Origin of the sequence: Cytobacillus kochii (assembly GCF_044790165.1) — a bacterium.
GTDB lineage: Bacteria > Bacillota > Bacilli > Bacillales > Cytobacillaceae > Cytobacillus > Cytobacillus kochii.
In genome coordinates, this window is sequence record NZ_CP085254.1 from 226,590 (window position 1) to 253,319 (window position 26,730).

18 protein-coding genes, 8 tRNA genes and 3 rRNA genes are annotated in these 26,730 nt (G+C 39.9%); 26 read left to right on the forward strand and 3 right to left on the reverse strand.

The genetic code is table 11. The features are described 5' to 3' along the window. Nucleotides 1-3: 3 nt before the first annotated feature. Nucleotides 4-1,053, forward strand: a complete 1,050-nt coding sequence (locus tag LG276_RS01295) for an Mrp/NBP35 family ATP-binding protein (RefSeq protein ID WP_224938746.1) — start codon at nt 4-6, stop codon at nt 1,051-1,053. A 43-nt stretch (nt 1,054-1,096) separates the two neighbouring features. Here LG276_RS01295 and gerD read toward each other — a convergent pair whose 3' ends face one another. After that, complete coding sequence (gene gerD / locus LG276_RS01300) at nt 1,097-1,753, reverse strand: spore germination lipoprotein GerD (protein WP_251163217.1); 657 nt, start codon at nt 1,751-1,753, stop codon at nt 1,097-1,099. A gap of 148 nt (nt 1,754-1,901) precedes the next feature. Here gerD and LG276_RS01305 point away from each other — a divergent pair, with 148 nt between their 5' ends. Continuing rightward, nucleotides 1,902-2,543 (forward strand): KinB-signaling pathway activation protein, encoded by a 642-nt coding sequence (locus LG276_RS01305; RefSeq protein ID WP_251163218.1) that lies wholly within the window; start codon nt 1,902-1,904, stop codon nt 2,541-2,543. Between the two features lie 19 nt (nt 2,544-2,562). Here the strand turns inward: LG276_RS01305 and pdaB are convergent, their stop codons facing one another. Next, entirely contained in the window at nt 2,563-3,315 is a 753-nt protein-coding gene (gene pdaB, locus LG276_RS01310; RefSeq protein WP_251163219.1) for a polysaccharide deacetylase family sporulation protein PdaB, read from the reverse strand. A 137-nt stretch (nt 3,316-3,452) separates the two neighbouring features. Here pdaB and LG276_RS01315 point away from each other — a divergent pair, with 137 nt between their 5' ends. From LG276_RS01315 to rocF, 13 genes are all read left to right on the forward strand, one after another. Beyond that, nucleotides 3,453-3,692 carry a hypothetical protein gene (locus LG276_RS01315; protein WP_251163220.1) on the forward strand — a complete coding sequence of 80 codons (240 nt, stop codon included), beginning with the start codon at nt 3,453-3,455 and terminating at the stop codon, nt 3,690-3,692. 251 nt (nt 3,693-3,943) lie between these two features. Beyond that, a 16S ribosomal RNA gene (locus LG276_RS01320) occupies nt 3,944-5,492 on the forward strand. 326 nt (nt 5,493-5,818) lie between these two features. After that, a 23S ribosomal RNA gene (locus LG276_RS01325) occupies nt 5,819-8,751 on the forward strand. Between the two features lie 116 nt (nt 8,752-8,867). Then, nucleotides 8,868-8,984, forward strand: a 5S ribosomal RNA gene (gene rrf, locus LG276_RS01330). The 16S, 23S and 5S rRNA genes sit together here with 8 tRNA genes alongside, the layout of an rRNA operon. 19 nt (nt 8,985-9,003) lie before the next feature. Continuing rightward, nucleotides 9,004-9,078: transfer RNA gene (locus tag LG276_RS01335), tRNA-Asn, on the forward strand. Between the two features lie 31 nt (nt 9,079-9,109). After that, nucleotides 9,110-9,182: transfer RNA gene (locus tag LG276_RS01340), tRNA-Thr, on the forward strand. 24 nt (nt 9,183-9,206) lie between these two features. Beyond that, nucleotides 9,207-9,281: transfer RNA gene (locus LG276_RS01345), tRNA-Glu, on the forward strand. A 4-nt stretch (nt 9,282-9,285) separates the two neighbouring features. After that, a tRNA-Val gene (locus LG276_RS01350) sits at nt 9,286-9,361 on the forward strand. A gap of 20 nt (nt 9,362-9,381) precedes the next feature. Continuing rightward, nucleotides 9,382-9,457, forward strand: a tRNA-Thr gene (locus LG276_RS01355). An 18-nt stretch (nt 9,458-9,475) separates the two neighbouring features. After that, nucleotides 9,476-9,559, forward strand: a tRNA-Tyr gene (locus LG276_RS01360). 79 nt (nt 9,560-9,638) lie between these two features. Continuing rightward, nucleotides 9,639-9,713 (forward strand) — tRNA-Gln (locus tag LG276_RS01365). Between the two features lie 5 nt (nt 9,714-9,718). Next, nucleotides 9,719-9,791, forward strand: a tRNA-Lys gene (locus LG276_RS01370). A 413-nt stretch (nt 9,792-10,204) separates the two neighbouring features. After that, entirely contained in the window at nt 10,205-11,101 is an 897-nt protein-coding gene (gene rocF / locus LG276_RS01375) for an arginase (protein ID WP_404293225.1), read from the forward strand. A 24-nt stretch (nt 11,102-11,125) separates the two neighbouring features. Here rocF and LG276_RS01380 read toward each other — a convergent pair whose 3' ends face one another. Next, nucleotides 11,126-11,290 (reverse strand): aspartyl-phosphate phosphatase Spo0E family protein, encoded by a 165-nt coding sequence (locus tag LG276_RS01380; protein ID WP_095371073.1) that lies wholly within the window; start codon nt 11,288-11,290, stop codon nt 11,126-11,128. A 321-nt stretch (nt 11,291-11,611) separates the two neighbouring features. Between LG276_RS01380 and sigW the strand changes: the two genes are divergently transcribed. The 11 genes from sigW to LG276_RS01435 all read left to right on the forward strand — a co-directional run bounded on the left by sigW (nt 11,612) and on the right by LG276_RS01435 (nt 25,655). Next, the gene (sigW, locus tag LG276_RS01385) at nt 11,612-12,175 is read left to right on the forward strand and encodes an RNA polymerase sigma factor SigW (RefSeq protein ID WP_095371072.1); all 564 of its coding nucleotides are present in this window, start codon (nt 11,612-11,614) and stop codon (nt 12,173-12,175) included. Nucleotides 12,176-12,188: 13 nt separating this feature from the next. Continuing rightward, nucleotides 12,189-12,818, forward strand: a complete 630-nt coding sequence (locus LG276_RS01390) for an anti-sigma factor (RefSeq protein ID WP_095371071.1) — start codon at nt 12,189-12,191, stop codon at nt 12,816-12,818. 244 nt (nt 12,819-13,062) lie between these two features. Then, on the forward strand, nt 13,063-13,905 hold the full coding sequence (gene cdaA / locus LG276_RS01395; protein WP_095371070.1) for a diadenylate cyclase CdaA: 843 nt from the start codon (nt 13,063-13,065) through the stop codon (nt 13,903-13,905). Next, nucleotides 13,898-15,226: a YbbR-like domain-containing protein gene (locus LG276_RS01400; protein ID WP_404293227.1), complete on the forward strand. Its 1,329-nt coding sequence runs from the start codon at nt 13,898-13,900 to the stop codon at nt 15,224-15,226. The genes cdaA and LG276_RS01400 overlap by 8 nt, the downstream gene beginning before the upstream one ends. 36 nt (nt 15,227-15,262) lie before the next feature. Next, on the forward strand, nt 15,263-16,609 hold the full coding sequence (glmM, locus tag LG276_RS01405) for a phosphoglucosamine mutase (RefSeq protein WP_251163618.1): 1,347 nt from the start codon (nt 15,263-15,265) through the stop codon (nt 16,607-16,609). 487 nt (nt 16,610-17,096) lie between these two features. Then, entirely contained in the window at nt 17,097-18,896 is a 1,800-nt protein-coding gene (gene glmS / locus LG276_RS01410) for a glutamine--fructose-6-phosphate transaminase (isomerizing) (protein ID WP_307315834.1), read from the forward strand. A 921-nt stretch (nt 18,897-19,817) separates the two neighbouring features. Then, nucleotides 19,818-20,720 (forward strand): DUF2268 domain-containing protein, encoded by a 903-nt coding sequence (locus tag LG276_RS01415; RefSeq protein ID WP_404293229.1) that lies wholly within the window; start codon nt 19,818-19,820, stop codon nt 20,718-20,720. Between the two features lie 959 nt (nt 20,721-21,679). After that, a complete protein-coding gene (locus tag LG276_RS01420; protein ID WP_404293231.1) occupies nt 21,680-22,534 on the forward strand; it encodes an aldo/keto reductase in 855 nt (284 codons plus the stop codon). A 230-nt stretch (nt 22,535-22,764) separates the two neighbouring features. Next, the gene (locus tag LG276_RS01425; protein ID WP_224938904.1) at nt 22,765-22,971 is read left to right on the forward strand and encodes a hypothetical protein; all 207 of its coding nucleotides are present in this window, start codon (nt 22,765-22,767) and stop codon (nt 22,969-22,971) included. 686 nt (nt 22,972-23,657) lie between these two features. After that, nucleotides 23,658-24,113, forward strand: coding sequence for a PaaI family thioesterase (locus tag LG276_RS01430; protein ID WP_404293233.1), 456 nt, complete (start codon nt 23,658-23,660; stop codon nt 24,111-24,113). Between the two features lie 174 nt (nt 24,114-24,287). Then, nucleotides 24,288-25,655: a hypothetical protein gene (locus tag LG276_RS01435; RefSeq protein ID WP_404293235.1), complete on the forward strand. Its 1,368-nt coding sequence runs from the start codon at nt 24,288-24,290 to the stop codon at nt 25,653-25,655. Nucleotides 25,656-26,730: the final 1,075 nt, after the last annotated feature.

Here is a 26,730-nt window from a genome sequence, read left to right on the forward strand (position 1 = left end):
TAGATGATTACTGAACAAAAAGTAAGAGAAGCCATTGAGGGCTTACAAGAACCTTTTTTACATAAAACACTCGGGGAACTTCAAGCGATTGAAGAGATTAAAGTAAAAGAGGAGAAGGCTCACGTCAGTGTGAAAATATTGATCGCCAAGACTGCAACAGCTGAACAATTACAATTGCAAACGGAGATTGTGAATCGAATTAAAGCAGCGGGTGCAGAATCCGTGGGTATCCGTTTTAATGAACTACCGGCTGAAACACTAGAAAAACATAGACAAGCAATGCCTGAAGAAGATAAGGGTCTACTATCAGCGAATAGTAAAACGAAATTTATTGCTATTGCTAGTGGTAAAGGCGGCGTTGGGAAATCAACAGTATCTGTCAATATGGCTGTCGCTCTTGCTAGGCAAGGAAAGAAAGTCGGTCTAGTAGATGCAGATATTTATGGGTTCAGTGTCCCTGATATGATGGGTATTATGAAGCGTCCTGTAGTAAGAGGTGAGCGCATAATTCCTGTTGAACGTTTTGGTGTTAAGGTTATTTCTATGGGCTTCTTTGTAGAAGATAATGCACCAATTATTTGGAGAGGTCCAATGCTTGGTAAAATGCTTAATAGCTTCTTTAATGAAGTAGAGTGGGGAGATCTTGATTATCTTCTATTAGATTTACCACCAGGAACAGGTGATGTGGCGCTAGATGTTCATACAATGCTTCCATCATGTAAGGAAATCATCGTAACTACGCCTCACCCTACGGCAGCTTTTGTTGCCGCTCGTGCTGGTGCGATGGCTATTCGTACTGAACATGAAATCTTAGGTGTAATTGAAAACATGGCTTTCTTTGAAAGTAAAGTTACAGGTGAAAAAGAGTATGTCTTCGGTCATGGTGGCGGAGAAAAACTGGCAGAAGAACTAAGAACAGAGGTAATTGGTCAATTACCACTGCAACAGCCTGATTGGAGCGAAGAAGATTTCGCACCATCTATTTACGACGCAGATCATCGTTTAGGAAAAATCTATACAGAAATTGCACAACAAGTAATTGAAAAAGCATAATAAGAAAGCATTTGGATGTTAAGTCCAAATGCTTTTTATATTTTTATTCTTCTCCAGAACCTTCTTGGCCGCCACTATCTTGGCCGCCTTCTCCTTCACCGCCTTGTTCACCACCACCACCTTCGCTACTACTGCCGCCACCTTCTTTACCTGATTTACCTGATTGTGATTCTTCGGCCGCTTTCATAAGAACGTCCTGTAATTTTGTCTTAAAGAGCGGGCTTTCAAAGGTTTCAGTAATGACTGTTTGCAAATGAGCTCTAAATTCTTGGCTTTTCATCACTTCTGTTAATTTTTTCTCCATTTCAGGATCCTTTAGAATGTCCATCATCATTTTTTGATAATCTGGATCCTTCATTAAGTCCTTGAGTAACTCCTCATTCTCTGATTTCATGCTTTTAGCCATTGTTTCAGCAAACGCTGGGTCTTCAAATGACTTTTTCCAAAACTCTGTGCCTTTTTCAGATGTCAGAGTACTCTCGATTGTCTCTGTCACCATATTTTGGTCCATCACTAGTTGCTGTTTTATTTTTTCATCAGCCATTAAGTCTTGTAATGCTTGTTTTCCGTCATCCGTTTTTAGTATATCTACAATCATTTTCTTTGTTTGATCATAGTCCATGTGCTCACTACCTGATTGCGAACATGCTGTTAAGGTTAGAATGAGGAGCAATGGAATAATAAAAAGGCTTTTTTTCATGTTAAACTGCCTCCTAAAATAAATATCCCGTACTAATAGAATGAAGAAAATCGGTCAATATTATGCGTAAATTGCGGATTGCCTAGATTTTTCAAGTAAAGATTTGGTACAATCATTAAGTGATAATAACGTTATGGGGGAAAAGGAATTGACTAGCCGTGCTTGGATCAAATTTTTTATAACCACATTACTTGTCGGTGGCGTTGCAACAGGGGTTATTGGTTTTGTCGTGCGTTGGGATGAATTTTCTCATTTATTTACCAATTTTGATGGGTTGGAAATACTATCTGTTCTTTTTTGGTTATTCGGTGTCGGTTTAATTTTTAGTATTATTAGTCAAATGGGATTTTTCGCATATTTAACAGTGCATCGTTTTGGGTTGGGTATTTTTAAGTCTCATCAATTATGGAATGCTGTGCAAATTGTGTTGGTTTTATTTGTGCTATTTGATTTAGTGTACTTCCGTTATAAAGCTTTTGCGGATGCAGGAGATAGTATTCTTCCTTATTTAGGTCTTGCAGGTTTTGTTTTAATAGCCGGTGTAATTATTGCGGCCTTGAAAGTAATCACTACGAATAAACATGCTTTTGTGCCAGCGTTGTTCTTTATGGTGGTCGTGACAACGATTGAATGGGTGCCGGTATTAAGAGTAAACGAAGAAAGCTGGTTATGGTTAATGGTTCTACCTTTAATCATTTGTAATGCTTATCAATTACTCGTGTTACCAAAATATAATGCAGAATCTGCCCGTCAAAGAGAAAGATTGGAAGCAAAAAAGTCGTCTGTTTAACCAGGCGACTTTTTGCTATTTAATTAATTTCTTCTGCCGTTGCATTGGCATTGGCCATCATTTCTGAAATGGTTACTAGCTCAAGCTGTTCCTTTTTGAACCCGTTTATAATAGAGGGCAATGCTTTGGATGTTTGTTTCACTGAATCAGATGCATGCATCAATACGATTTCTCCATTTTCAGCTTCGAGTACTTTTTGAATAATTTTATCTGTACCTGGATTTGTCCAGTCTTTAGAATCTAAACTCCAATGCACAACTGTATAGCCTAATTGTTTTGCTGCTGCTAAGGTCTTTTTATCAAAGTGACCAGTTGGAGGCCTCACATATTTAATATCCTTAATATTTAACTTAGCAAACGCGGTTTGTGCTCTAGCTAAATCTTGTCTGATTTTATCTTCTTCTAGCTCTGTATAGTCTTCGTAATTATAACCAAGTATACCGATTTCATATCCAGATTTAGCAATTCGTTCGACAATATCAGGGTGGCTCTCAGCCCATGAGCCTGATAAGAAAAATGTAGCAGAAGTGACTTTTTCTTTCTTTAATAAGTCTAAAATAGGCTCCGCCTTTTCATCTCCCCAACCAATATTAAAAGTGAGAGCTACTCCTTTCTCCCCTTTATATAATGCCTTTGGTGCGTCTTTTGTAGAAAAAACAGGTAAATGAATCGTTGTTTCCATAAACATAAACATTGCTGTGAAAAATGCTGCTACCAAAATTAAAGTCAATTGTTTTAATCTTTTTGCATGAAATACATAAAAGAATTTCATTCTTATTCACCTCGTCCCAATACATCCTTGTCCTATATCTATGCAAAAAAATTAAAAACATGATGAATTTATCATTATAAAAAGAGTGGGGATGGGTAATATAGTGATAGCTTGTCAAAGAGAGGGTGGAACAATCGTTGATCGGGTTATTACTAAATGGAAAAGAGCAACAAGAAATTGAATACTTATTAAAGAGAGAGATGGACGAAATATTGTTCGATTTAGAAGATGAGCGAATTGCAGATGTTGTTAAAGTTGCAATGAAAGAGAAGTATGAGATTCTTTTAAGCTTATTCAAAAGGGTTGTTCCAGCAGATGAATATGCTCATTATAAGTTAAATGAAAAAAAGAATAAAAAAATGAAAAAAAGTCATTGACGTTTTAAAAGATATGGTGTTATTATATTAAAGCAGTCGTTAGTGACATCAACTATTAAAAAGTTTTTAATAAAAAAACAAAAAAGTTGTTGACAAAAACGAGCTTAAATGTTAAATTAATAAAGTCGCTTCTGAAGCGAACGAGATTGTTCTTTGAAAACTGAACGAACGTAAAACGTCAAGCGTAATTCTAAAAAAGCTGATTTATCAGCAACAAAGCACCATAGGTGCAAACGAGCTAATCAAACACTTTATTGGAGAGTTTGATCCTGGCTCAGGACGAACGCTGGCGGCGTGCCTAATACATGCAAGTCGAGCGAATCTGAGGGAGCTTGCTCCCAAAGATTAGCGGCGGACGGGTGAGTAACACGTGGGCAACCTGCCTGTAAGACTGGGATAACTCCGGGAAACCGGGGCTAATACCGGATAATATCTATTTATACATATAATTAGATTGAAAGATGGTTCTGCTATCACTTACAGATGGGCCCGCGGCGCATTAGCTAGTTGGTGAGGTAACGGCTCACCAAGGCGACGATGCGTAGCCGACCTGAGAGGGTGATCGGCCACACTGGGACTGAGACACGGCCCAGACTCCTACGGGAGGCAGCAGTAGGGAATCTTCCGCAATGGACGAAAGTCTGACGGAGCAACGCCGCGTGAGTGATGAAGGTTTTCGGATCGTAAAACTCTGTTGTTAGGGAAGAACAAGTACCGGAGTAACTGCCGGTACCTTGACGGTACCTAACCAGAAAGCCACGGCTAACTACGTGCCAGCAGCCGCGGTAATACGTAGGTGGCAAGCGTTGTCCGGAATTATTGGGCGTAAAGCGCGCGCAGGCGGTTCCTTAAGTCTGATGTGAAAGCCCACGGCTCAACCGTGGAGGGTCATTGGAAACTGGGGAACTTGAGTGCAGAAGAGGAAAGTGGAATTCCAAGTGTAGCGGTGAAATGCGTAGAGATTTGGAGGAACACCAGTGGCGAAGGCGACTTTCTGGTCTGTAACTGACGCTGAGGCGCGAAAGCGTGGGGAGCAAACAGGATTAGATACCCTGGTAGTCCACGCCGTAAACGATGAGTGCTAAGTGTTAGAGGGTTTCCGCCCTTTAGTGCTGCAGCAAACGCATTAAGCACTCCGCCTGGGGAGTACGACCGCAAGGTTGAAACTCAAAGGAATTGACGGGGGCCCGCACAAGCGGTGGAGCATGTGGTTTAATTCGAAGCAACGCGAAGAACCTTACCAGGTCTTGACATCCTCTGACAATCCTAGAGATAGGACTTTCCCCTTCGGGGGACAGAGTGACAGGTGGTGCATGGTTGTCGTCAGCTCGTGTCGTGAGATGTTGGGTTAAGTCCCGCAACGAGCGCAACCCTTGATCTTAGTTGCCAGCATTCAGTTGGGCACTCTAAGGTGACTGCCGGTGACAAACCGGAGGAAGGTGGGGATGACGTCAAATCATCATGCCCCTTATGACCTGGGCTACACACGTGCTACAATGGATGGTACAAAGGGCTGCAAGACCGCGAGGTTTAGCCAATCCCATAAAACCATTCTCAGTTCGGATTGTAGGCTGCAACTCGCCTACATGAAGCCGGAATCGCTAGTAATCGCGGATCAGCATGCCGCGGTGAATACGTTCCCGGGCCTTGTACACACCGCCCGTCACACCACGAGAGTTTGTAACACCCGAAGTCGGTGGGGTAACCTTTTGGAGCCAGCCGCCTAAGGTGGGACAGATGATTGGGGTGAAGTCGTAACAAGGTAGCCGTATCGGAAGGTGCGGCTGGATCACCTCCTTTCTAAGGAATATACGGAATTAACTTGATGTTAGACTGTTCGTTCAGTTTTGAGAGTATAATCTCTCAATTTAATTGTTCTTTGAAAACTAGATAATGTAATGAAGAAGATTACCGAGTAATCGCCACCTTAGTTATTTTTTCTCTCTATTATTATAGATTGATTTAAGATACTAAATTTTTTTTAATAAACACAACCGTGAGGGTTGTGAGAAGCAAGCAGTTCAAGGAAGCGAGCGAGGAAACACCGGAGTGTGCGTCTTGTGCACATGAGGATGTTGACGAGTGAGCTGACGCCGAAATGCGTAGCTTATCGCAAGCCGAACAATGGTTAAGTTAATAAGGGCGCACGGTGAATGCCTTGGCACTAGGAGCCGATGAAGGACGGGACTAACACCGATATGCTTCGGGGAGCTGTAAGTAAGCTTTGATCCGGAGATTTCCGAATGGGGAAACCCCCTATCCGTTATGGGATAGGATCCATACCTGAATACATAGGGTATGGAAGGCAGACCCGGGGAACTGAAACATCTAAGTACCCGGAGGAAGAGAAAGCAAACGCGATTCCCTGAGTAGCGGCGAGCGAAACGGGATTAGCCCAAACCAAGAGGCTTGCCTCTTGGGGTTGTAGGACATTCTATACGGAGTTACAAAGGAACGAGATAGACGAAGAGGTCTGGAAAGGCCCGCCATAGGAGGTAAAAGCCCTGTAGTTGAAACTTCGTTCCCTCCAGAGTGGATCCTGAGTACGGCGGGACACGAGAAATCCCGTCGGAAGCAGGGAGGACCATCTCCCAAGGCTAAATACTCCCTAGTGACCGATAGTGAACCAGTACCGTGAGGGAAAGGTGAAAAGCACCCCGGAAGGGGAGTGAAAGAGATCCTGAAACCGTGTGCCTACAAGTAGTTAGAGCCCGTTAATGGGTGATAGCGTGCCTTTTGTAGAATGAACCGGCGAGTTACGATTACATGCGAGGTTAAGTTGGACAGACGGAGCCGTAGCGAAAGCGAGTCTGAATAGGGCGAATGAGTATGTGGTCGTAGACCCGAAACCAGGTGATCTACCCATGTCCAGGGTGAAGTCCAGGTAACACTGGATGGAGGCCCGAACCCACGTACGTTGAAAAGTGCGGGGATGAGGTGTGGGTAGCGGAGAAATTCCAATCGAACTTGGAGATAGCTGGTTCTCTCCGAAATAGCTTTAGGGCTAGCCTCATGCGTAAGAATCTTGGAGGTAGAGCACTGTTTGGACTAGGGGCCCTCATCGGGTTACCGAATTCAGACAAACTCCGAATGCCAAAGATTTATCCATGGGAGTCAGACTGCGAGTGATAAGATCCGTAGTCAAGAGGGAAACAGCCCAGACCACCAGCTAAGGTCCCAAAGTATACGTTAAGTGGAAAAGGATGTGGAGTTGCTTAGACAACCAGGATGTTGGCTTAGAAGCAGCCACCATTTAAAGAGTGCGTAATAGCTCACTGGTCGAGTGACTCCGCGCCGAAAATGTACCGGGGCTAAACGTATCACCGAAGCTGTGGATTGAACATCGTTGATGTTCAGTGGTAGGAGAGCGTTCTAAGGGCGTTGAAGCTAGACCGTAAGGACTGGTGGAGCGCTTAGAAGTGAGAATGCCGGTATGAGTAGCGAAAGATGGGTGAGAATCCCATCCACCGAATGCCTAAGGTTTCCTGAGGAAGGCTCGTCCGCTCAGGGTTAGTCGGGACCTAAGCCGAGGCTGAAAAGCGTAGGCGATGGACAACAGGTTGATATTCCTGTACCACCGTATTCTGTTTGAGTGATGGGGGGACGCAGGAGGATAGGGTAAGCGCACGATTGGATGTGCGTCTAAGCAGTTAGAGGGACCATGAGGCAAATCCCATGGTCATATACCTTGAGCTGTGATAGCGAGGGAAATTTAGTACCGAAGTTCTTGATTCCACACTGCCAAGAAAAGCCTCTAGCGAGGAATAAGGTGCCCGTACCGCAAACCGACACAGGTAGGCGAGGAGAGAATCCTAAGGTGAGCGAGAGAACTCTCGTTAAGGAACTCGGCAAAATGACCCCGTAACTTCGGGAGAAGGGGTGCTCATTAGGGTGTTAAAGCCTTGATGAGCCGCAGTGAATAGGCCCAGGCGACTGTTTAGCAAAAACACAGGTCTCTGCGAAGCCGCAAGGCGAAGTATAGGGGCTGACGCCTGCCCGGTGCTGGAAGGTTAAGAGGAGAGGTTAGCTCACGCGAAGCTTTGAATCGAAGCCCCAGTAAACGGCGGCCGTAACTATAACGGTCCTAAGGTAGCGAAATTCCTTGTCGGGTAAGTTCCGACCCGCACGAAAGGCGTAACGATCTGGGCACTGTCTCAACGAGAGACTCGGTGAAATTATAGTACCTGTGAAGATGCAGGTTACCCGCGACAGGACGGAAAGACCCCGTGGAGCTTTACTGTAGCCTGATATTGAATTTTGGTACAGCTTGTACAGGATAGGTAGGAGCCTTAGAAGCCGGAGCGCTAGCTTCGGTGGAGGCGTCGGTGGGATACTACCCTGGCTGTATTGAAATTCTAACCCACATCCCTTATCGGGATGGGAGACAGTGTCAGGTGGGCAGTTTGACTGGGGCGGTCGCCTCCTAAAGAGTAACGGAGGCGCCCAAAGGTTCCCTCAGAATGGTTGGAAATCATTCGTAGAGTGTAAAGGCACAAGGGAGCTTGACTGCGAGACCTACAAGTCGAGCAGGGACGAAAGTCGGGCTTAGTGATCCGGTGGTTCCGCATGGAAGGGCCATCGCTCAACGGATAAAAGCTACCCCGGGGATAACAGGCTTATCTCCCCCAAGAGTCCACATCGACGGGGAGGTTTGGCACCTCGATGTCGGCTCATCGCATCCTGGGGCTGTAGTCGGTCCCAAGGGTTGGGCTGTTCGCCCATTAAAGCGGTACGCGAGCTGGGTTCAGAACGTCGTGAGACAGTTCGGTCCCTATCCGTCGTGGGCGCAGGAAATTTGAGAGGAGCTGTCCTTAGTACGAGAGGACCGGGATGGACGCACCGCTGGTGTACCAGTTGTCTTGCCAAAGGCATCGCTGGGTAGCTATGTGCGGAAGGGATAAGTGCTGAAAGCATCTAAGCATGAAGCCCCCCTCGAGATGAGATTTCCCATAGCGCAAGCTAGTAAGATCCCTGAAAGATGATCAGGTTGATAGGTTAGAGGTGGAAGTGTGGCGACACATGCAGCTGACTAATACTAATCGATCGAGGACTTAACCAAACAGGCGATTACTCAATAAATATCTTCTTCAACATTACCTAGTTTTCAGAGAATGATTTAAAATTTCTCTTGAAATTTTCATAAAAGACGTTATAATAATAAATGTCTTTAATAAGTCCGGTGGCGATAGCGAGAAGGTCACACCCGTTCCCATACCGAACACGGAAGTTAAGCTTCTCAGCGCCGATGGTAGTTAGGGGCTGTCCCCTTGTGAGAGTAGGACGTTGCCGGGCATACATATTATCATATTATTCCGCAGTAGCTCAGTGGTAGAGCATTCGGCTGTTAACCGAACGGTCGTAGGTTCGAATCCTACCTGCGGAGCCATTTTAAACAAAATCAAAGATATTTAGCTGATGCTTCCATAGCTCAGCAGGTAGAGCACTTCCATGGTAAGGAAGAGGTCACCGGTTCGAGCCCGGTTGGAAGCTCTGGTAAGAACTTTAAATATTTTTGGCCCCTTGGTCAAGCGGTTAAGACACCGCCCTTTCACGGCGGTAACACGGGTTCGAATCCCGTAGGGGTCACCATTTTGGAGGATTAGCTCAGCTGGGAGAGCATCTGCCTTACAAGCAGAGGGTCGGCGGTTCGATCCCGTCATCCTCCACCATTTCAATTTACTATAGATGGGCCGGCCTAGCTCAATTGGTAGAGCAACTGACTTGTAATCAGTAGGTTGGGGGTTCAAGTCCTCTGGCCGGCACCATTTTAATATATTTATGTCGGAGGGGTAGCGAAGTGGCTAAACGCGGCGGACTGTAAATCCGCTCCTTCGGGTTCGGCAGTTCGAATCTGCCCCCCTCCACCATTTCAATTTTATTTGAATGAAAATCCAAAAAGCGGACATAATATAATTAGTCCTTTTTATTTTGTTTTTTTACATACGATGGGCTATAGCCAAGCGGTAAGGCAACGGATTTTGATTCCGTCATTCGCAGGTTCGATCCCTGCTAGCCCAGCCATTTTCGAGCCATTAGCTCAGTTGGTAGAGCATCTGACTTTTAATCAGAGGGTCGAAGGTTCGAGTCCTTCATGGCTCACTTAATCCTTAAACATTTATGTTTAAGGATTTTTATTTGTTATCTTGTATTTTTCCCCATGAGGTCAAACATAAGGAAAAACCCAAATTTTGCGGCGATCCAACGAAATTACTCACATTACATATAAATCATCAAAAGTGTATACATACTTCTTGTATGAGATATCAAATGGCCTTTCTTCGTACCATCCCTCTAACTTAACTAAGCGCATCTATTTTCGGTGATTTGTAATTGCAAGCTGTGTTAAGAAATATATCATTCTCCGTTTGTGTTGTACGGTCCTGACCACAATAATTAACCCAATAAATGCCCTTTTTTTGTATAGATATACAAAATTTTGCACAGTTGAACCATCAGAATGTAACCGTTTACAATAGAGAGAGAATTCATTCTTTAGTAGGGGGAGCAACTAAATGAAAAACATTTCGATTATTGGTATGCCGATGGACTTGGGACAATTACGAAGAGGGGTAGACATGGGGCCAAGTGCCATCCGATATGCGGGCATTGAAAATAGATTACAACAACTTAATCACCAAGTTGATGATTTAGGTGATATTGAAATAGGTAGGTCGACTGAACAAATAGATAAGGAAACAGGTTTAAGAAACTTGGACTTAATTGCAGAAAAGACTAAAATCTTAGCCGATCAAGTTGATGGGGTAGTAAAAAAAGGAGCATTTCCTCTAGTTTTAGGAGGGGATCATAGTATCGCTATTGGTACATTAGCTGGTTTATTACAGCATTATCATAACTTAGGTGTGATTTGGTACGATGCACACGGGGACTTAAATACAGCAGAAACTTCGCCTTCCGGTAATATTCATGGGATGTCCTTAGCAGTCGCTCTAGGGTATGGGCATCCGTTGTTATTAGAGGTAGGAGGAGTCCATAAGAAGTTAAAGCTTGAAAATGTTGTGATTATAGGAGCAAGGTCTTTGGACCAAGGAGAAAGGGATTTGATTAAAGCCAAGGGAATAAAAGTCTTTACGATGCATGAAATTGATCGCTTAGGGATGCCGAAGGTAATGGAAGAGACGATTAGTTATTTACAAGACCGAACAGATGGTGTTCACCTTTCGCTAGATTTAGATGGTCTTGATCCATCTGATGCACCTGGTGTGGGTACACCAGTTATGGGGGGGATAAGTTATCGAGAGAGCCACCTTGCTATGGAAATACTGGCAGAATCTCAAATGATTACTTCGGCCGAATTTGTTGAGGTTAATCCAATATTAGATGAAAGAAATAAAACAGCTGATGCAGCGGTGGCCTTAATGGGCTCGCTCTTCGGTGAAAAATTACTATAAAGTGAAAGAAGCTTGAGCATCGACTCAAGCTTCTTTTTTTAATGTTAATGTATAGTATCTATTAATTAGATTGTCCAATTCAATGCTCGCTTTAAGAACTTGGTGGTTTGAAAATGAAGAAATAGAAGCAAGTTCAACCATTTTAGCTCTGTGGATTTCAATATCTTTTAATAGTTCCTCCGTATACATGAGATCATTGTCCTTTCCATTTGAAAATTTTATTCCAGCACGTAGACAATTTTTAAATGTATGGTCTCTTGTTCGTTGGAGCAAAAATATTGAAGGGAAGGTCTTTTTTCCTTCGTCAACACACTGGTTTTAAATCCTTTATACCCAGTATGAAAATTAATTAAACTACTTTAGTTAAAATTTGTTAAAATATTATGTGATAACTCTTATATAACCAAAGTACTTATGGAGGAAAAGGAACCTAATAAAAAATATGTGAAACCTTTTTGCTATCGATTCGTAAATGATTATCGATAAGCCGCATAGAGCGGGGGTAAATAGATGGAATTGTTGGTGAAGAAAAGAATTAAACAAGTATTAAAAGGAGATCAAGATGCTTACGCTGAAATAGTAGAAATATACAAAGACAGAGTATATCATATCTGTTATCGAATGTTGGGTAATCAACATGAGTCTGAAGATATTGCACAAGAAGCTTTCTTACGAGCATATGTAAATATACAAAGCTTCAATACGAACTTAAAGTTCTCAACATGGTTATATCGCATTGCAACAAACCTATGTATTGACCGGATCAGGAAGAAAAAGCCTGACTATTATTTGGACGCGGAAGTAGCAGGAACAGACGGTTTAAATATGTACTCACAAATTCCCGCGAGTACGAAACTACCTGAAGAAGATGTAGAAAAAATGGAGTTGCAGGAAACCATACAAATGGAAATTTCGAAGCTACCGGAAAAATATCGATCGGTCATCGTGCTTAAGTACATTGAAGAACTGTCCTTGAATGAAATCAGTGAGACCTTAGATCTACCATTAGGCACTGTGAAAACGAGGATTCATAGGGGAAGAGAAGCTTTAAGAAAGCAATTACGCTACGTATAAGAAGGTGATTTCAGTGAAATGTAATGAAGAAATTATTGAATATATGCATGAATATTTAGATGAAGAAATAACAGATGAGCATAAACAATTACTCAAAACACATATAGAGCAATGTGAAGAATGCCGCATGCATTTTCATGAACTAAAACGAGCGATTGCCTTTGTCCAGAGTACGTCACATTTCCAAGCGCCTGCAGGTTTTACTGAGAATGTGATGGCAAGACTGCCTAAGGAAAAGAAAAAAGTAGGTGCACAAAGGTGGCTCAGGAAGCACCCAATGCTTGCTGCAGCATCGCTCTTTCTTATCTTAATGTCTGGAAGTGTTCTATCTGCCTGGAATCAAGAAAGTGCATTGTCTGTTTCCAAGCAATCTAATCTAGTGATTGAGAACGATACGGTCATTGTCCCAGAAGGAGAAGTGGTCAAGGGAGATGTTGTTGTTAAGAATGGGAACTTGCAGATAAATGGTGAAGTCGAAGGGGATGCAACGGTCATTAATGGTGAGCAATATTTAGCCTCCGCTGGTAACGTCACAGGAGAAATAAAAGAAGTAGACCAGCTTTTTGAATGGTTATGGTATCACATTAAAAATACAAGTAAAAGTTTAATCTCGACTGTTACACAAGAGGATGAAAAAGAGTAAGGGAATATAGGTCACTGCTATAATGCGGTGGCTTTTTCTTTTGTTCAAAGAAGTGTAAATATGTAATTATTTGTTAATAAATCGCTTAATCTTTGCATATGTAGTAATAAAAATGTAGGATATATTTTAATAACGTTCACGATTGTATACATAACTAGAAAATTGGATTTCATTAGAAATATGGTATAATAAGTAGGTTAAACGACTATTTTAATGGTGGAAATAAATACTTGGAGGAAGGAAAATGTCGCTTTTAGATTTATCTTTCACAGATTTACCTTTATTAAGGCTTTTAGCGAATACAGTAGACATTCTCCTTGTCTGGTTCGTTATATATAAATTAATTATGATTGTTAAAGGGACGAAAGCCGTCCAATTAGTCAAAGGGATATTTATTATTCTGATTGTAAAGGTTTTAAGTGATATCCTTCATTTGCAAACTTTAGGATGGATGATGGAACAGGTTCTCTTATGGGGGGTACTAGCCATTATTATTATCTTCCAACCAGAGTTGCGTCGTGCACTAGAGCAGCTTGGTAGGGGTAAATTCTTCGTTAGAAGTGGTAACCAAGAAGAGATGGATCAAGATCAATTAGTTACTGCAATTGTAAAGTCTGTTGATTACATGGCTAAGCGGAGAATTGGTGCGCTAATTTCGATTGAACGTGAAACTGGTATGGGTGACTATATTGAAACTGGTATTCCATTGCATTCCAAAATATCATCAGAATTACTTATTAATATCTTTATTCCCAATACACCATTACATGATGGCGCCGTTATTATACAGAAAAGTCAAATTGCAGCTGCTGCATGTTACTTGCCTTTATCAGAAAGTCCTTTTATCTCTAAAGAGTTAGGTACTAGACATAGAGCAGCGATGGGAATTAGTGAAGTAACAGATAGTATCACCATTATTGTGTCTGAAGAGACAGGTGGAATATCTGTAGCGAAAAATGGTGAACTTACACGCGATTTGAAACTCGATCAGCTCAAAGAACTTTTAAATGAGAAGCTTATTCACTCAGCTAAATCAAAACAATCTTCTTCCACTCTTTGGAACTGGAGGGGAAAGAAAAATGGATAAATATATTGATAAGCTCATTGATACCAGATGGTTTATGAAGGTAGTGGCTTTATTAATTGCTCTGCTCCTGTTTGATTCGGTTTATGATACGAATAACGATAATAGAAGTATCAATGTACCTGGAGATGATGGCTCAGCTGTCATTGAAAATGTTCCGCTCACAGCTTACTATGATACAGATAATCTTGTCGTTTCCGGACTTCCAGAAACAGTGGCTGTTACGTTAGATGGCCCAAGGAGCCATTTGGAAAATGCGAAGGCACAGCGGAACTTTGAAGTGTTTGTGGACTTATCAGATGCAGAAATTGGTCGACAAGAAGTAGAGGTAGGGATTAAAGATCTATCCGATAAGCTTGAATATATAATTGACCCTTCTACTGTAGATGTAACAATTGATGAAAAAGTAACTGAAGAGTTCAATGTGGAAGCAGAATTTAACAATAGTTTACTTGAAGAAGGTTACAAGGCCGAAGCAGCACTTGCTGAACCTAGTACTGTCAAAATAACAGGTGCCAAAAATGTGATTGAATCGATTGCTTATGTCAAAGCAACTGTTAATACAAAAGGTTCTATAACGGAATCATTTACAGAAACAGCCGCGATTAATGTGCTCGATCGTAATATGAATAAATTAGATGTAGATGTAAATCCAGGTGAGGTGGAGGTTTCGGTCGATGTGAAGCGTTTAAGTAAGACGGTGCCCATCGATATTGTTGAAACCGGGAGCCTTCCTTCGGGAGTTGAGTTAGACTCTCTTAAACTCAGCCAAACAGAAGCAACCATTTTTGCTCCAGAAAATGTTCTAAATGATGTCAAAACGGTTAGGGTAGAGGTCGATTTAAGCAAACTCGATAAAGATCAGGAAATAAAATTACCTGTGATCATCTCTGACGGAATTACTAGTGTTGATCCTAAAGAAGTGACGGTTAATGCCAATGTGACTGTTAAGGAACAAGAAGCACCAGAAGATAGCAGCAGTGAGGAAGAAGAATCACAAGTACAAGAACAAGAGCAGGAACAAGCCGCAAATGAACAAACAGTGAATCGAACCTATTCAGGCATGCCGATAACAATCACAGGCTTAGACGACCAATATGATGTGACATTTCAAAGCCCTGATGAAGGTGAGACAAGCTTGAAGGTTTCTGGTAATGAAAAGGATATGAATAATTTAAGTAAAGGTGATTTTACCCTATCTATAGATGTATCTGGCCTTGATCCTGGAGAACATGAGGTGAATATTCAATTAGACGCACCTCCTGGTGTTGAGTCCCAACTTGAGAGTGAGACGGCAACAATCAATATTACAGAAAAAGAATAGATGGAACAGCAGAGGAAAGTGAAGGAGCGATTAATAATGGGAAAATATTTTGGTACGGATGGCGTTCGCGGAGTGGCAAATAGTGAGTTAACGCCAGAGTTAGCCTTTAAACTAGGTAGATTTGGTGGATATGTATTAACAAAAGATCAAGAACGCCCAAAAGTTTTAATTGGGAGAGATACAAGAATCTCAGGACATATGCTTGAGAATGCACTGGTAGCAGGCCTTCTTTCTATCGGCGCAGAAGTGATGCGACTGGGCGTTATTTCTACTCCAGGTGTGGCTTATTTAACGAAAGCATTAGATGCAGAAGCGGGCGTAATGATATCTGCTTCCCATAATCCTGTTGCGGATAATGGAATTAAGTTTTTTGGTCCAGATGGCTTCAAGCTTTCAGATGCACAGGAAAATGAAATCGAAGAACTAATGGACATGGAGAATGATTCCCTACCACGACCAGTTGGTGGTGATCTTGGACAAGTGAATGATTACTTTGAAGGCGGACAGAAATATCTGCAATACTTAAAGCAATCTGTTGATGATGATTTTTCTGGCATTCATATCGCTTTAGATTGTGCACATGGAGCGACTTCATTCTTAGCAAATCATTTATTTGCTGACTTGGATGCTGATTTATCGATGATGGGTGCTTCACCCAATGGGTTAAATATCAATGAGGAAGTGGGCTCTACACATCCAGAAGCCTTAGCTGCTTTTGTGAAAGAAAGAGGAGCAGATGTAGGGCTTGCCTTTGATGGTGATGGTGATCGCTTAATAGCTATCGATGAAAAAGGGCAAGTGGTAGATGGAGACCAAATCATGTTCATTTGTGCGAAGTACTTGAAAGAACAAGGTAGACTTAAAGAGGATACCGTTGTTTCTACAGTAATGAGCAACCTCGGTTTCTATAAGGGATTAGAAGCAAATGAGATGAAAAGTGTGCAAACGGCAGTCGGTGACCGCTATGTTGTAGAGGAAATGAAGAAGAGTGGTTATAGTTTAGGTGGCGAACAATCTGGCCATATTATCTTCCTTGATCATATCACGACAGGTGACGGACTCCTTTCTGGTTTACAACTAGTGAACATTATGAAGGTGACAAACAAATCACTTTCAGAGCTTGCGAAAGAAATGCAGAAGTTCCCACAAAAGCTCGTCAATATTAAAGTAACGGATAAACACCATGTAACAGATAATGAAAAGGTTAAAGCTGTTATTAGTGAAGTTGAAAAAGAAATGAATGGTGATGGACGTATTCTTGTCCGTCCTTCAGGAACTGAACCGCTTGTTCGCGTCATGGCAGAAGCAGCTACAGAAGAGGCTTGTGAAGCATATGTAAACCGTATTGCTGCTGTTGTAGAAGAAGAAATGGGACTGAAATAAGCGTGTAATATTGATGCATAAGGGAACGCTTCTGTTTTCTTATGCATATTTTATTTATGTATGAAAAAAGCATGGCGAACTTCCACTTATAGTAAAAAATACCTATTAATTGATGGTTATTCGTTGACTTTCAACAGCGTATCGGTTATGCTTATCATGTTTTTGTATATAAAAAAGAAAGGTGGTTTAGAAGAGCAATTTTCATAATTAAAGCGCCCGGGCTAACCTTTGAACGGATATGGAAGGTTAGTTGACGAGGAGGAGGTTTATCGAAGCATCGGCGGGTACCTCCCGGTTGAAAAGCACAACCGTAATCATGTCTTTAAATCATTAGGGTAACCTAATGGACAAAGAGAGATGAATGCCATAAATAAAGAACGTAAAGGCATCTATGTCATGCCTTGCTTTCACATTGAAAAAATACGGAGATAAGGGGCAAGTACGCCCTTAAAGGCTTCTTGCCCCTTCTACATTAGGAGGAAGAAGTATGTGCGGTATTGTTGGATATATTGGTAACCAAGATTCAAAGGAAATTTTATTAAAAGGCTTAGAAAAGCTAGAATATAGAGGCTATGATTCGGCAGGTATTGCAGTAGTTAATGAAGCTGGCGTGCAAGTTTTTAAAGAAAAAGGCAGAATTGCTGACCTTCGTGCGATTGTAGACGAAAAAGTTTTAGCGAATACAGGAATCGGTCATACACGTTGGGCAACACATGGTGTACCTAGTCAAGAAAATGCACACCCTCATCAAAGTAATTCAGGTCGTTACACACTTGTTCATAACGGTGTGATTGAAAACTATGAACAGATGAAACGTGAATTTTTACAAGGTGTAGAGTTGAAAAGTGAAACAGACACTGAAGTTATCGTACAAATGATTGATCAATTTGCTAAAGAACTCAGCACTGAAGAAGCTTTCCGCAAAACTTTGCAACAGCTTAAAGGCTCTTACGCTCTTGCGCTTGTAGATAATGAAGACAAGAGCACAATCTATGTCGCGAAAAACAAAAGTCCATTATTAGTTGGTTTAGGAGAAGCATTCAATGTCGTGGCTTCTGATGCGATGGCAATGATTCAAATCACAGATCAATATGTAGAACTCATGGATAAAGAAATGGTAATGGTGACAAAAGATGGTGTAACAATTAAAAACCTTAAAGGGGAAACAATTGAACGTGCACCTTATACAGCAGAACTTGATGCAAGCGATATTGAAAAAGGAACATACCCTCACTACATGCTAAAAGAAATCGATGAGCAACCACTTGTTCTTCGTAAGATCATTCAGAAATACCAGAATGACCAAGGAGAGCTAGCGATTGATGGAGAGATTCTTGATGCAATGAACAGTGCGGATCGTATCTACATTATCGCTGCCGGTACGTCTTACCATGCTGGATTAGTCGGTAAGCAATATATTGAAAAAGTAGCGAAAGTCCCTGTTGAAGTGCATATCTCAAGTGAATTTGTTTATAACACACCGTTGCTATCAGAAAAACCGTTATTCATCTTTATTTCACAAAGTGGTGAAACAGCTGATAGCCGTGCGGTATTAGTTAGTGTGAAAGAAATGGGACACCCAGCATTAACGATTACAAATGTCCCTGGCTCAACCTTATCCCGTGAAGCAGATTACACGCTCTTATTACATGCTGGTCCAGAAATTGCTGTCGCTTCTACAAAGGCATACACTGCCCAAGTAGCGGTATTAGCAATCTTAGCGGAGGTCACAGCGATTGCTAAAGGACGTGAATTAGAATTTAACCTTGTCCAAGAATTAGGTATTGTTGCAAATGCGATGGAAACACTATGTGATTCAAAGGAAACTTTCGAAGACATCTCACGTAGCTTCCTATCAACAACAAGAAATGCCTTCTTCATCGGCCGGAGTATTGACTACTACGTAGGACTTGAAGGAGCATTAAAACTAAAAGAAATCTCTTATATCCAAGCAGAAGGTTTTGCTGGAGGAGAACTCAAACATGGTACCATTGCTCTGATCGAAGACGGTACACCAATCATCGCCCTGGCAACACAAGAAGGCGTTAACCTAAGCATCCGCGGCAACGTTAAAGAAGTCGTCGCACGTGGAGCTAACCCATGCATCATCTCAATGAAAGGCCTAGACCAAGACGGTGACACATTCGTCCTCCCAGAAGTACACGAAATGCTCTCACCACTTGTTTCGGTTATTCCATTGCAGTTGATTTCTTATTACGCTGCTCTGCACCGTGACTGTGACGTAGATAAACCAAGAAACTTGGCTAAGTCGGTAACTGTTGAATAAGGGGATTTTGTTGGATTTTAGAATTTGTCCCCCTGTTACTTTCCACTTCTCTTTGCTAAAAAGTCGGTACCTACTGCTAAATAGTTAGTATCCAAACGGTAAAGGAAGTGGGAAGTGCAGCAGGTAGTTCCGATTCAATCGTTTTTTAATCGTAAAATCAATACAAATCCAGGCTGAATCCAATACGGGTTCAGTCTTTTTCTCTTGCTCAATACCTCTCCAATCCCTTGTCCATAGCGTGTTCAGTTGTTTTTCATATCGTTTTCTATAGAGTTCGAAAGAACACGAGATAGAAGAATGAAAGTGCTGAACACTGTTAAAGTATCCGCCTAATGAAGATATAGAAGTAGCTATACGTAACTTAACAACAAATTATATAAAAGAAGAGGAAAGACAAGTAATATATAGGGTAACTACTGGTGAGAATAAATTACGTTTTTCAAATTTTATCAAAAGATTTAGAATACCTGAAATGGGGCTTAGTTGTTATTTGCACTAATTACGATAGGTTAATACTAATAAAAATTAAATTAAATGAGCCTAAATATAAAACCGGAAAGTAATACAGTAGATTTTTGGAGGAAGTGAAATGAGATAGAACCTAAGCAAGAGGAATTAATAAAAGCCGTTAGAAATATGAGGACCCAGTCAAGAATAGATCTCTAAATAGTTATATCTTTTAATAATTATGAAAGAGTGATTAGTATAAGAGGTAGAAAATAATCAAATTTTAAAAAAATATATAATGTTTCACAAAGAATAAATCCCGTTTTAATCAACCTTTTTCAAAACGGGGTCTTTTTATTTAATGTAAAATAAGGGTTTTCGAGGGATTTTTAATCAAACTTGGTATTTGACATTGACGCGACGTAATACTTTATTGTTAGATACGTACTAGATCTAACAAGGGAGTTGAGAAAAATGAACTATAAAATCATGCAATCTTTGGAGCAATATGAGGAACTACTTAGAATAGAAGATGTTGAAAAGAGAAATGATTACTTTCGGTATACGATGATGAAGCCATTTCATCAGATGTGGAGTTTCTTAAATGTCCCGATTAAGGCTAAAGAGGTGAATGGTTATGATGTATTAATGGCTACAAGTATGTTAGGGTATGTTGATATTACTGATGATAAACAAATACGAGAAGGCTTAAAAGTTTTACGAGAAAATGATGTGTATACTTTAGCTGAGAATACCCTGAACACTTGTTTTGTAAGAGCAGAGAATGCAGGTCTCAAAGTCAATGCAGAAGAATTAACCTTTGGGTTTTATTTGGCAGATTCTATTAAGTTAAACCATGCGAATGGCTACGCAGGTTTCGGAGGGATACCTGGATATATTACTGTCAACATTTCCCCAAATCCTTATAATGTGCCAAGAATCCCTGCCGTAATTGCTCATGAGGTTCACCATAATATTCGTTTTTCCTATTTTGAGTGGAACCACGGTGATATAACAGTTGGAGATTATATCGTGATAGAAGGGTTAGCTGAGTCATTTGCACAGGAGTTATATGGAAAAGAATTGCTTGGACCATGGGTAACTAGCATGGATCAAGATGATTTAGCGTATTCTATCCATGTTATAGGAGAGGCCCTAGATGTAAAAGGGTTTGCTGAAGTAAGTAGTTATATGTATGGCGATGACTTTGCTCGTCAAGAAGGGTATCAACCTGTAGGGCTTTCATTTTGTGCGGGATATGCAGTTGGTTATGAGGTTGTTCAATCATTTTTGAAAAATAAAAATATATCGATTTATGAAGCAACTTTACTTTCGAGCGAAGAGATTATTGAAGGGTCTGGTTTGTTTTCTAGGTAGGGTGGAAAAGATTTACGTCTTTATATAATTTTCTCAATAGACTGTCGACACCTGTATAGGGGTGTCCTTTTTTATCTAATTTAGTTTCAATTCTGAACTATGTTCTTAGAAAAAGATTGTAAATTAATGTACTTAAAGTAACAGGTGCTTTAGATTAAAAGTATCAAACAACTTTATTATCAAATTCGAGGATAAGAATAATTATATTGATAAACGTTAAAAAATCCTTACTACAATAAATCGTAGTAAGATTCTTGTTTTTCATTTCAAAATTAAACGTCTTTATTATCTCTATACAGAATTTGTCTCCTTTAACTCTCTTGGTTCTCACGTAACCTTGTTCTTCTCTTATGGAACTAAGTTGGTATCCTAACGGTAAAGGAGTCGGGCGAAGAGCGGGGGAAACACGAATAGGCAGACAATCATTTAAGGTTATTCAAAATCTCAATACAAATCCGGGCTGAATTCAATAGGGTTCAGTCCTTTTCTATGGCCAATATTTCCCCAAAAACCTTGTCTGATAAGAGTTATAGTGTGTTCATTTGTTTGTCGTATTGTTTCTATACAGTTCTAAGAAAACGGGATAGAAACAATAAGAGTGCTGGGAAAGATACTTTTTATTCTCATTGCTCATGTTTTTTCCTATTTCTGTTCCCATTCAGAGAACATCTATTTAACATTGTCCTTATTCGATACAAGCCAGAACGTAAAAAAGAGGTCGAAAATGGGCTTTTGGGAAGAGCTTAATAACATTGCCTTCAGGCGTAAATGAGGGGATGGACCGTTGGGGGAGAAAGGATGGAGGGGATTTGGTGAGAAACCAAAAAAGTCACAAAGGCATAGCAATCAATTCGTTGGTGTAGGATTTTTTTAAATCGGGTATTGTAATTATAGACATCATGGAAATAGTTATTTCCAATCTCAACTTACATTGCAAAATTTTAAAAGGAGATGAGGTTTTGACTTTAAATAATAATGGTTTTACTCTAAATGATGGTACAGAACTTCCTTTTGTGGGATTAGGCACAATCGGTATTAACGGGGATCAGGGTACATTTGAAATTTTAAACGCCTTGAATATAGGATATCGCTTAATCGATACGTCAACAAACTACGACAATGAAGGGATTGTCGGTGAAGCTGTGCGTCGGTCCGCACTGCCTAGAGAGGAAATTTTGATTAGTACGAAATTGCCCGGTGCTTACCATGAATATGACAAGGCATTTATCTTTATCCAAGAATCTCTACGCCGCACTGGATTAAAATATTTTGACAAGTATTTAATTCATTGGCCGAACCCTAAGGATGGCAAGTATGTAGAAGCTTGGAAGGCTTTAGTGGATGCTCAAAAACAAGGGTTAATCAGAACCATTGGCGTTTCAAACTTTGAACCAGAACATCTGGACGACATTATCGAAGCAACAGGTGTGACACCTGCTACAAACCAGGTGGAGCGTCATCCGTATTTTAATAATAACCGCATGGTAGAAGAAAATAAAAAACGGGGCATTCTTACTGAATCTTGGAGCCCTTTTGGTAGAGGTTATCTGAATGACGTGCTAAAAAATAACACAATTAAAGAAATTGCGGATAAGTACGATAAAAGCCCGGCGCAGATTATTTTAAATTGGAATTATCAAGCAGACGTATTTTCTATACCAAAATCAAGTAATCCCGTGCATCAAAAAGATAATTTCAATAGTACCAACTTTGAATTAGCACCTGAGGATATTGAAACAATTGATTCATTGGATAAAGGAGAAGCCGGTCGTGTAGAAGGGCAGGACCCAAATGAGTATCACGAATATGTATAGGCAGGACAATATATAAACATACATCGTATAGTATTCGTTCATAATATTAATATCGTTTTTGATACGATATTCGAACAATAGATAAAAGGAGGATCTGTTTAAGCAGGTCCTCTTTTGATTTTTAAAAATATATGTCTGCCTTTTCTTTACCGCGATGAATTAACATCACTAAGCTTTTTAGTTCTTATTCCTCTAATTCTATTTATTTTAAAGTTAATGAAATTTTTCATGTGGAAGAAGAAGCCGAAGGGATTTTTATTAGTATCAAGAGCTCTGGATGGATGTTGACGAACATCATCATTGTACTCGTCATTGCTTCTGTTATTATCGGTATCGTGCGTACATTTCTAAAACATGGGAAATATCAAATCTCTCTAGACCGTGATCGTATATACATTACGAAAGGTATAATCGAAGAAACTACCTTTACTTTATAATATCCAAAGAAAAAGTGCAGGCAATTTGAATTCTGATGAAAATACACTTGAAATCAATTCACTCTATCCATTTTTACCTGTTAAACAAATGGTTTCAGAAATTTCACCCCACCATACTGAATAGAAAAAACCTCGGAAATATGTTTCATTTTTTCAACAACCGTTCATTTAATGTTATACTATAACCAAATGTTACGCAATTTTGATTTTTAAAATTATTCAATATAATGCAAACCGTCCATCTTTCCTTGTTATTACGGAAGAAGGAGATTAATAATTTGTAAATTTTAAATTTACTTAATTATATGTCTATTATAGTTTTAACGATGGTGATGTATATCACCTTACAACACTAACGTTTTAAAAACGTTCTATTAATTTTAGGGAGGGTGATTTATGGAAAAAAAGTAAAATCTATTTAGCTGAAGAATATGCAGAAGAAGCTCTATTATCAATTGGTTGAAAAAGAAGATTTAAATCATGTACTTCATAAAATCCTTTATTATCCCGATTTATTATTTTCGTCCAACTGTTTATTTTGTTCTACCTCTTTCAACTATCACGGCAGGCCACCTTGCCGGTTATACTTTGCACAATTGATGGGAAATAAATTAATGTAGCCGGAGCGTTCAACGTTCTATTGTTTGGCTTAAATGAAAAAATTTTAAAAAAGGGGAATTCAATCCATGACGATTCAATTAAATGATGAGACCATTCATGATTTGCATTACGATGAAATTAAGCAATTTTTAGAAGACGAACCTCTTGCGTCCTTTCTCGGTATGAAACTGACAAAACTCGGACCTGGCACAGCGGAAGCCGAATTAATTCCGGACGACCGCATGCTTAATTCACATGGAATGGTTCATGGGGCCATTATCTTTTCACTTGCTGACTACGTATTCGCCGCTGCAAGCAACTCATATGGCAAAACAGCAGTGGGCGTCACAACCAATGTTAACTTTATATCAGCTGGCAAACGTGGTAAGACATTAACGGGAAATGCAAAAGAAGTAAAGAAAAATCATAAACTTGCTTGGTACAAAATCGATGTCCAAAGTGAGAATGAACTAATCGCAACAATGGAAGCGATGGTATACCGGAAAAGTCAATATTTTATTCAACAGGATAAATTAAGATAAGGTTTTTTACATACCGGACAATTCATTCGATTTGCAGGGGGAGTTCGTAATAGATGTTAGAATTCAATGAAAATCCTCCGTTGTCACTTAGAGTAAGGGACATGCTTCTTAAGTTGTACTGACTAACCTAAATTATTTAAGCGTTTTCATTTAGTTATAAAGGAGGTAATAATTATGCTTATAAAGCGGAAAGACGGAGAAATTCATCCTGGGTTTAAATGGGGTCCCTTTACAATGAGGATTCCAGGAGTTCATCTCGAAATAACACCAAGTCAGCATCTTCAAGGCGGTTTATTACTACTAGCCACATGTGGGTCGATAACTCCCCTTGCGATGAAATATTTTGACATCTCTTTAGAAGTAGCATGGACAGTAAGTTTAGTGTTCCTAGTTTGGGTCATCGCTCAAACCGTTTTATTTGGTGACATATATGCTGCTGGTGCAATTACACCAGCGCTTCCCTTAACCATCGTTTATTTGAATACGCTTACACCTGGTATTGAAGCGATTCATGGTATGATCGCAATATCCATTGTAGTGATCGCATTATTCTTGTTCTTTGGTATAACTAGATTGGGAGAAAAGTTTAATAATGTAATTCCTGCGTCCCTAAAAGCGGGGATTATTATGGGGGCAGCGATTGCAGCATTTCAAAGTGAGCTTGGTCGTTTACCAACGATGCCGATTACGTTAGTGACAGCTTGGGTAATCGTCCTTCTATTAATGTTCTCTATTCCATTTGCCAGATTACCAGATACAAAGGCAAAGGCCATAGCGGGATCAAATGCATTATTAATTGCATTTGCACTAGCTGGTGTTGTAGGTTTCTCTACAGGTGAAGTTACGTTTGATCTTCAGTGGGGAATTTTTGTTCCTCCTATTGGTGAAGTGTTTTCTACATTATCCATCTGGTCAGTTGGTTTACCACCTTGGGAAATGATTGTGTCTGTGATTCCAATTGGGTTTATGTTTTATATTTTAGTGTTTGGTGATTTACTTGTTGCTCAAACATTGTTAAAAGACGCGGAAGAAGCAAGAAAAGATGAAAAAATAGATATTAATATGAATCGTAGTCACTTCGTACTAGCATTCCGTAACTTAGCACAAATTTTAACAGCAGGACCAATGCCGTGGCTACATGGACCAATTTGGACGGGGGTACAAGTTTTCTTAATCCAACGTTATAAAAAGGGTCGTCATGTAATGGATTCTATTTTCTCTGGTGTAGCAAACTTCTACCTACTAGCGATTCCACTAGGTTTACTTTTACCAGTCATGGGTATTATTGCTCCGCTTTTTCCAGTTGCCCTATCGGTAACCATCCTACTCACTGGATTTGCTTGTGCGTATATAGCGATGTCAATGGTTACAAATAATATTTCGCGTGGATTAGTGCTAATGATAGGTGTGTCATGCGCCACTTTAGGAGCTGCATGGGGAATTGGTATTGGTACCGTATTATATATGTTGTTGATTGGGAAAAATAAAGAGAATTTACCTATCGTTAATGATGTGAAAATAAAGGAAGAAAAAATTAGTTAATCAAAAGCGTAATTGAACAACTTACATGTATTTTGAAAAGATTGTTTTTAAATTGGAACTGGTGGTTTTGCTGGTAGGGATCTGGTGCAAATTCTTGAAGAAAATATAAAAGCGAAAGATTTCTATTGACTCCTAATCCTAAGCAATTAGTCCAAACAGTGGATGGATGAATTCTTTTTGAATTTGTACAGCTGTCCTTTTTTAGAGTACTAGAATTAGTATGTCCAAGATTTAAGAGTATTGAAATTTTTTAGCAAGAACCCTATTTGTCGTTATGTTTTCACTTAGTACTGAATTTCATATTTAAATCTTTTGAAGCAATCGATATATATTACTATGTTCTACCTACCTTAAAGGCTAACAATCTGCGACAAAATTTAGCACAAGGGGAGACTCGTACCTAATCATAAAACTATGAATCCATTAGTGGAAAAGTAGGATTATGGTTATAGTGACGATCTTTTGCCTAAAATGTGGCTTTGTGAGGTACTTTTGATCAAACTTTATTCCAAGGCTACAAGAACTTGTATAAAATTTAAATAAGAGTGATACCGTTTTTAAAATTCTGATATGCACCCCATTTGTTAGACATGGTCTAACAAATGGGGTGCAGTTTTTTATGGTTAAGTTCTTTAAAATTTAAAATAGAAATAGAAAAAAACTTATCATTGTTGGATTATACATTTACAATATCAAGGAGAAGAAGTATTCAAAAAATCTATAGATTTACTGAATTACATGAACAAATAAGGTATATCAATTCGAGTGTTTTGTATGAAATCGCGACGTCTTAAAAAGTCGCGAAGATTTTCCCTTTTGATGAGTATTATTGAGGTTGTCAAAAAAATTGAGTAATCCATAAGTTGATAAACTTAGCTTCAGGAATTTTAAATTTTAAAGGGGTCGGATCGATTAGATGCAACTTAAACCTAAAAGAATTCACGACACTGGTCATATCTCTTCATATCTTGCTGCCAATTTCTTAATCCTCTAAGATAGGGGATGGGGCAAAAAGTTTATGAATGGATTGCAAATAGACAAACTATGAGTGGGTCATGTACTGAAGAGGCATGTG